Source organism: Acidimicrobiales bacterium (genome assembly GCA_036273495.1).
Taxonomy (GTDB): domain Bacteria; phylum Actinomycetota; class Acidimicrobiia; order Acidimicrobiales; family JAJPHE01; genus DASSEU01.
Map to the genome: position 1 here is coordinate 1 of DASUHN010000130.1, position 7,217 is coordinate 7,217.

Genomic DNA, 7,217 nt, shown 5'->3' on the forward strand with positions numbered 1-7,217 from the left:
TGCTGGTGAAGCCGCAGTTCGAGGCGGGGCGCGCCGCCGTGTCGCGGGGTCGGGGTGTCGTGACCGATCCCGACGAATGGAGGCGGTCGCTGGTCGCTGTCGGTGCCGCGGTGGCGGCAGCGGGGGCGGCCATGATGGGGACCATGGTCTCCCCGATCACCGGCGCCGAGGGCAATGTGGAGTTCCTCCTGCACGCCCGGGCCCACACCCCGGGGGACGAGAACGTGCCCGGCGTGGAGGGCGTGATCACCGAGGCATCGGGCTCCTGACATGGCCGTGGTGACGCTGGTCCTCCATCCGCAGCGTCCGCAGGCGGTCGAGCTGGGGCGCGAAGCGGTGGCGTGGCTGCGGGAGCGTGGTCATCGCGTCGTGGTGCCCAAGGAGGACGGCGCGCCCGTGCTCGAGGGGGCGCAGCCGGCCGGACCCGACGACGCCATCGACGGGGCCGATCTGGCCGTCAGCCTGGGAGGCGACGGGACCATGTTGCGCACCGTGCAGATGGCGGCGGGAAAGGGCGTGCCCGTCCTGGGCGTGAACCTGGGCCAGCTCGGCTACCTCACGTCGGTCGAGCCGACGCGTCTCTGCGAGGCCCTCGACGGGTTCCTCAACGGGAGTTACGTCGTCGACGAGCGGCTGGCCCTCCAGGTGCGCGTGCGACGCGCCGGGTCGGGAGCCGGTCCGAGCAACGGCGGCCCGCACCTGACGGCGCTCAACGAGGCGGTGCTCGAGAAGACCGTGCCCGGCCACACCGTGCACCTGGGCCTGTCACTGGCGGGCGAGCCGTTCATGACCTACGCCGCCGACGGGTTGATCGTCTCCACGCCGACGGGTTCGACCGCGTACAACCTGTCGGCGCGCGGCCCGATCCTCTCCCCGAACCTGCGCGCCCTGCTCGTGACGCCGGTGTCCCCGCACATGCTGTTCGACCGCAGCCTGGTCCTCGACCCGGACACGCTGGTGTCGGTCGAGATCCTGTCCGAGCGCCCGGCCGTCCTGGTCGTCGACGGCGGCGAGGCCGGAGTGCTCAACCCTGGTGACGTCGTGGACTGCCGGGCCGCGCCGCGGGCCGTGCGGCTGGTCAGGTTCGGAGAGCACATCGGGTTCCACGCCATCCTCAAGTCCAAGTTCGGGCTGAGCGACCGGTGACCGCCATGCTGACCGAGCTGGCGGTGCGCAACCTCGGCGTCATCGAGTCGCTCTCGCTCACCCTGGCCCCGGGCCTGACCGCCCTCACCGGGGAGACGGGTGCCGGGAAGACCCTTCTGGTGGAGGCCATCGAGCTGCTCACCGGGGGACGGGCCGACGGGGTGGTGGTCAGCCCCGGCGCTGGCGAGGCCGTGGTCGAGGGCCGCTTCCTCGTGGACGGCGAGGAACGGATCCTGTCCCGCTCCGTCCCCGCCTCCGGGCGCTCCCGCGCCTACCTCGACGGGCGGATGGCGCAGGTGTCGGCGCTGGCGGAGCTGGCCGAGCAGCTGGTCGACCTCCACGGGCAGCACTCGCACCAGTCGCTGCTGCGGGGCGGGGGTCAGCGCGACGCCCTCGACGCCTACGCCGGCGTCGACCTCGGCCCGCTCCGGCGGGCCCGGGCCCACCTGCACGAGGTCGAGTCGTCGCTGGAGGGGCTGGGTGGGGACAGCCGGTCCCGGGCCCGGGAGCTCGACCTCGTCGCCTTCCAGCTCGAGGAGATCGACGTCGCCGGCATCAGCGACCCCGGCGAGGGGGCGGCCCTCGAGGTCGAGGAGGACCTGCTCATCTCGGCCGAGGCCCACCGCCAGGCGGCGGAGCTGGCCCGGTCGGTGCTGGTGGGCGAGCAGGGCGCGGCCGACGCCGTGGGCGCGGCGCTGGCCGCCTGCGCCGGGCGGACCGTGCTCGACGGTCCCCACCGGAGGCTCCAGGGGCTGGCCGCCGAGCTGGCCGACGTGGCCGACGAGCTCCGGAGCGCGGCGGAGTCGATCCAGGAGGACCCCGAGCGGCTCGATGAGGTGCGCCGCCGGCGCCAGCTGCTGCGCGACCTCCGCCGGAAGTACGGGGACAGCCTGGAAGACGTCCTGGCCTTTGCCGCCGACGCCCGCCGGCGCCGGGCCGAGCTCGAGGGCCACGAGGCGGCGGTGACCCGGCTGGAAGCCGAGCGCCGGGAGGCGGCCACCGCGGTCGCCGAGGCGGAGGTGGAGGTGGGGCGGGCCCGCCGGGAGGCGGCCCCCCGCTTCGCCAAGGCCGTGGGGCGGCACCTGACCAAGCTGGCCATGCCCGCCGCCCGCTTCGAGATCGAGGTCGGAGAGGAGGAGCCCGGTGACGCCGTCACCCTCCTCCTGTCCGCCAACCCGGGGTCACCCCCGCTGCCGCTCGCCAAGGTGGCCTCGGGCGGGGAGCTGGCCCGGGTGATGCTGGCGGCCCGGCTGGTGTTCGCGGCCGGGCCCCCGGTTCTGGTCTTCGACGAGGTGGATGCCGGCGTGGGTGGGGAGGCGGCGGTGGCGGTGGGGCGGGCCCTGGCCGACCTGGCCCGGGCCGGGCACCAGGTCCTGGTGGTCACCCACCTGGCCCAGGTGGCGGCCTTCGCCGATCAGCAGGTGGCGGTGCGCAAGGTGGCCGGCCGCAAGTCGACCCGCACCGAGATCGAGGCCCTGGACTCAGAGGCCCGGGTGGTCGAGCTGTCCCGGATGCTGGCCGGTCGTCCGGACAGCGCCTCGGCCCGGGACCACGCCAAGGAGCTGCTGGAAGCCGCCCACCGCTCCTAGCGCTCCCAGTACCAGGCCAGCCCCACCAGCCCGGGCCCGGTGTGGGCCACGAGCGAGGTCCCGAACCCGGACAGGAAGCTGGTGGCCGGGGTCACCTCGGCCCGCACCGACGCCAGCAGGGCCTCGGCGTCGGCGGTGCCGAGCGAGTGCATGGCGACCAGGTGCAGTGGCGCCCCGGGCACGACGGTCCGCCGCCAGTAGTCGAGGAGCCGCTCGAGCGCCGCCTCGCGGGAGAACGCCGGCCGGTGCGGGCGCACCTTCCCGTCCCCCAGCTCGATCACCGGCCGCACGTTCAGCCGCTGCGCCGCCCACCCGGCAGCAGCGGGGATGTGGCCCCCCTTCACCAGGTACTCCAGGTTGTCGAGGGCGCCGACGAGCCGCACCGCGGCGCGGGTCCTCTCCGCCGTCCGGACCACGTCGGGGAGCGACTGCCCTTCGGCGGCGGCCCGGGCTGCGGCCAGCGCCACCAGGCCCTCGGCCCCGGCGGCGGTCCGGGAGTCCACCACCTCCACCGGCCCCTGGGCCTCCTGCGATCCGACCATCGCCGACCGGTAGGTGCTCGAGAGGTCGCGGGCCAGCGTGACGACGACCACGCCGTCACCGGTCTGCGCCTCCTCGACCGCCTTGGCGAAGTCACCCGGCGCCGGTCCCGACGTCCGCACTCCTTCGTCGAATCGGGCGATCAGCTCCTCGAGGTCGAGCGCCTCCTCCTGCACGGGAAGCCCACCGATCGTCAGCCCCAGCGGAACGACGGAGATCCCGTGGGCCTCCGCCACTTCCCGGGGCAGCGCGGCAGCCGAATCTGTAACCACCCTGACGCCCCCTGGCATACCCGCAGAGTACGGGGCCACGCCCACCCCGTAGGACATACCGTCCGATGGTCCCGGGCCCCCCGGGCCACCCCGATCTCCGCCAGGTCACCCAGGGCGGCCCCACGGCTGCGCTACCGTGGACCGGGCTAGCCGAGGAGGAGTTTGTGGCAAAGCACATCTTCGTGACGGGAGGTGTGGCCAGCTCTCTCGGGAAGGGCCTCACGGCATCGTCGCTCGGTCGGCTGCTGCGGTCCCGGGGTCTGCGGGTCACCATGCAGAAGCTCGACCCCTACCTCAACGTCGATCCGGGGACCATGAACCCCGACGAACACGGGGAGGTGTTCGTCACCGACGACGGCGGGGAGACCGACCTCGACCTCGGGCACTACGAGCGGTTCATCGACGAGCCCCTGACCCGGGACTCCAACTCCACGACCGGGTCGATCTACCGCTCGGTGATCGCCAAGGAGCGCCGGGGGGACTTCCTCGGGCGCACGGTCCAGGTCATCCCCCACATCACCGACGAGATCAAGCAGCGCATCCTGCGGCTGGCCACCGACGACATGGACGTGGTCATCACCGAGGTCGGCGGCACGGTCGGCGACATCGAGATCCTCCCGTTCCTCGAGGCCATCCGCCAGTTCCGCAAGGACGTCGGGCGGGAGAACGTCTGCTACATCCACCTCACGCTCGTGCCCTACCTGGGGGCGGCGGGGGAGCAGAAGACCAAGCCCACCCAGCACTCGGTGACCGAGCTGCGCAGCCGGGGCATCCAGCCCGACGTCATCGTGTGCCGCAGCGACCAGCACATCACCGACGGGCTCAAGCAGAAGGTCTCCAACCTCTGCGACGTGCCGATGGAGGCGGTGGTGTCGGTCGCCAACGCCCGCAACATCTACGAGATCCCCCTCGTGCTGCACCGCGAGGGCTTCGACGACTACGTCTGCCGGCTGCTCCACTTCGACGATCCCGACCACGAGCTGGACCTGGGGTCGTGGGAGGCGATGGTCGACCGCATCGACGCGGCGACCGATCCGGTCCGCATCGGGTTGGTGGGGAAGTACCGCGTGCGCGACGCCTACCTGTCGGTGGTCGAGGCCCTGCGCCACGCCGGCTTTGCCCACGGGGTGCGCGTCGAGGTCGACTGGATCCCCGCCGAGGAGGTCACCGGGCTCCTGGCCGAGGACCGCCTGCGGAACCTCGACGGGATGGTGATCCCGGGCGGGTTCGGGGAGCGGGGGATCGACGGCAAGATCGCCGCCGCCGGCTACGCCCGCGAGCACGACGTGCCCTGCCTCGGGCTGTGCCTGGGGCTGCAGGTGATGGTTGTCGACTACGCCCGCAACGTGGCCGGCCTCACCGGGGCCCACTCCCGGGAGTTCGACCCCGCCACCCCCCACCCGGTCATCGACCTCATGAACGAGCAGCACGAGGTGGTGGACAAGGGCGGGACCATGCGGCTGGGCTCCTACGTGGCCGTGCTCAAGTCCAAGAGCCGGGTGGCGGAGGCCTACGGGGAGCAGGTGGTGCGGGAGCGCCACCGCCACCGCTTCGAGGTGAACCCGTCCTACCGGCGCCGGCTCGAGGACGCCGGGCTGGTCTGCTCGGGCACGTCCCCCGACGACCGCCTCGTCGAGTTCGTCGAGCTGGCCGACCACCCGTTCTGGCTCGGGACCCAGGCCCACCCGGAGTTCAAGAGCCGTCCCGACCGGCCCCACCCGCTGTTCCTCGAGCTGGTGGGGGCCGCCGCCGAGCGGGCGTGGGGCCGGCGCCTGCACGCCTGACCGTCGCCCCGCACCGCGGTCCCGATCCATCCGGCTGAGCCCGTGACGCAGTTCCGCAAGCTCGACGAGACCGAGGTGACCCGCGGGCCGGTGATCCAGGTCGGGGTGGCCCGCTTCGCCGCTCCGGACGGGACGGAGTTCGAGCGCCAGATCGTGCACCACCCGGGGGCGGTGGTGGTCGTCCCCCTGCTGGACCGGCGCACCGTGGTCCTCGTCCGCCAGTTCCGGGCGGCGGTGGGTGCCGAGCTGCTCGAGGTCCCCGCCGGCAAGCGCGACGTGGCGGGGGAGGCGCCCGAGGCCACCGCGGCGCGGGAGCTGGCCGAGGAGATCGGGTACCGGCCGGGCCGGCTCCACCTGCTGGCCCGCTTCTACAACAGCCCCGGCTTCTCCGACGAGCTCTCCCACCTCTACCTGGCCGAGGACCTCGAGGAGGTGGGGCGGGAGGCGGCGGGGATCGAGGAGGGCCACATGTCGGTGCACCGGATCGACCTCGACGCCGTCCCGGGGCTCATCGCCAGCGGGGAGATCGTCGACGCCAAGACGATCATCGGCCTGACCCTGACGCGCGAGCACCTGCGCCCGTGATCATCGGCGTCCCCGCCGAGGTGAAGACCGCCGAGAGCCGGGTGGCGCTGACCCCGGACGGGGTGCGGGAGCTGACCGCCCACGGCCACTCGGTCCTGGTCGAGGCCGGCGCGGGCGAGGGCTCCTCGATCCACGACGACGCCTACGGGCAGGCCGGGGCCCGGCTGGTCACCGCCGGCGACGCCTGGGGGGCCGAGCTGGTCGTCAAGGTGAAGGAGCCCCAGGAGGCCGAGCTCGCCCACCTCCGCTCCGACCTGGTGCTGTTCACCTACCTCCACCTGGCCGCCTACCCGGAGGTGGCCCGGGCCCTGTTGAAGGCCGGCACCCGGGCGGTGGCCTACGAGACCGTCCAGCAGCCCGATGGGGCCCTTCCGCTCCTCGCGCCGATGAGCGAGGTGGCGGGGCGGATGGCCCCCCAGATCGGGGCCCACTGGCTGGAGCGCAACAACGGGGGCCGGGGCGTGCTGCTCGGCGGGGCGCCGGGGGTGCGACCGGCCCGGGTCGTGGTGCTGGGGGCGGGGAACGTCGGTTGGAACGCGGCGTGGATAGCCCAGGGCATGGAGGCCGAGGTCGTCCTGCTCGACCGCAACCTCGACCGCCTCCGGTGGGTCGACCAGATCCACAAGGGCCGGATCATGACCCTGGCGTCCAACCGGGGAACGGTCGAGACGGCGGTGACCGACGCCGACCTCGTCATCGGGGCGGTGCTGGTGGCCGGGGGGCGGGCGCCGACGATCGTGACCGAGGACATGGTGCGGGCCATGCGGCCCGGGGCGGTCATCGTCGACGTGGCCATCGACCAGGGGGGGTGCGTCGCGACCGCCCACGAGACGACCCACGACGACCCGGTCTACGTCGTGCACGAGGTGCTGCACTACGCGGTCGGCAACGTCCCCGGCGCCGTGCCCCACACCTCGACCTACGCCCTGACCAACGCCACCCTGCCGTACGTGCTCGAGATCGCCGAGCGGGGCCTTCCGGGCGCGGCCCGGGCCGACTCCACGTTGCGCGGGGGCGTCACCACGGTGGACGGGAAGGTCACCAACGCCGCCGTGGCCGACGCCCTCGGCCTGCCTTACGCCGACCCGCTCGCATGCCTGTCCTGAGCCCCGACGCCGAGGAGTTCCTGTCGTGGCTGGCCGTGGAGCGGGGGCGGGCGGGCAACACCCTCGCCGCCTACCGCCGGGACCTGGTCGCCTACGAGGCCTACCTCCGGGAGCGGGGGGTGAGCCTCGGCCAGGTCGGCGAGGCGGTGGTCGTCGACTACGTCGCCCACCTGCGCGCCTCCGGCCGCAAGCCGT

At 73.6% G+C, this 7,217-nt stretch carries 8 protein-coding genes; 7 read left to right on the plus strand and 1 reads right to left on the minus strand.

Going from position 1 to position 7,217, the window contains the following annotated elements; all coding sequences use genetic code 11:
• From VFW24_05585 to recN, 3 genes are all read left to right on the plus strand, one after another.
• The coding region (locus VFW24_05585; GenBank protein ID HEX5266225.1) for a hypothetical protein at nucleotides 1-269 on the plus strand (269 nt) is incomplete at its 5' end.
• 1 nt (nucleotide 270) lies between these two features.
• Complete coding sequence (locus VFW24_05590; GenBank protein ID HEX5266226.1) at nucleotides 271-1,146, plus strand: NAD(+)/NADH kinase; 876 nt, start codon at nucleotides 271-273, stop codon at nucleotides 1,144-1,146.
• A gap of 5 nt (nucleotides 1,147-1,151) precedes the next feature.
• Nucleotides 1,152-2,735 carry a DNA repair protein RecN gene (gene recN / locus VFW24_05595; protein HEX5266227.1) on the plus strand — a complete coding sequence of 528 codons (1,584 nt, stop codon included), beginning with the start codon at nucleotides 1,152-1,154 and terminating at the stop codon, nucleotides 2,733-2,735.
• Here the strand turns inward: recN and VFW24_05600 are convergent.
• Entirely contained in the window at nucleotides 2,732-3,547 is an 816-nt protein-coding gene (locus VFW24_05600; protein HEX5266228.1) for a DegV family protein, read from the minus strand. The genes recN and VFW24_05600 overlap by 4 nt on opposite strands.
• A 164-nt stretch (nucleotides 3,548-3,711) precedes the next feature.
• On the opposite strand from VFW24_05600, the gene VFW24_05605 reads away from it, so the two are divergent.
• The 4 genes from VFW24_05605 to VFW24_05620 form a co-directional block, all read left to right on the plus strand.
• Nucleotides 3,712-5,331 carry a CTP synthase gene (locus VFW24_05605; protein ID HEX5266229.1) on the plus strand — a complete coding sequence of 540 codons (1,620 nt, stop codon included), beginning with the start codon at nucleotides 3,712-3,714 and terminating at the stop codon, nucleotides 5,329-5,331.
• A gap of 42 nt (nucleotides 5,332-5,373) precedes the next feature.
• Complete coding sequence (locus VFW24_05610; protein ID HEX5266230.1) at nucleotides 5,374-5,916, plus strand: NUDIX hydrolase; 543 nt, start codon at nucleotides 5,374-5,376, stop codon at nucleotides 5,914-5,916.
• A complete protein-coding gene (ald, locus tag VFW24_05615) occupies nucleotides 5,913-7,022 on the plus strand; it encodes an alanine dehydrogenase (GenBank protein ID HEX5266231.1) in 1,110 nt (369 codons plus the stop codon). Before VFW24_05610 ends, ald begins: the two co-directional genes overlap by 4 nt.
• On the plus strand, nucleotides 7,010-7,217 hold a 208-nt coding region (locus tag VFW24_05620; GenBank protein ID HEX5266232.1), incomplete at its 3' end, for a site-specific integrase. The genes ald and VFW24_05620, both read left to right, overlap by 13 nt.

Coding starts and splice junctions, on each gene's coding strand:
- VFW24_05590 (HEX5266226.1), top strand. CDS start 271: ATGGCCGTGGTGACGCTGGTCCTCCATCCGCAGCGTCCGCAGGCGGTC.
- recN (HEX5266227.1), top strand. CDS start 1,152: ATGCTGACCGAGCTGGCGGTGCGCAACCTCGGCGTCATCGAGTCGCTC.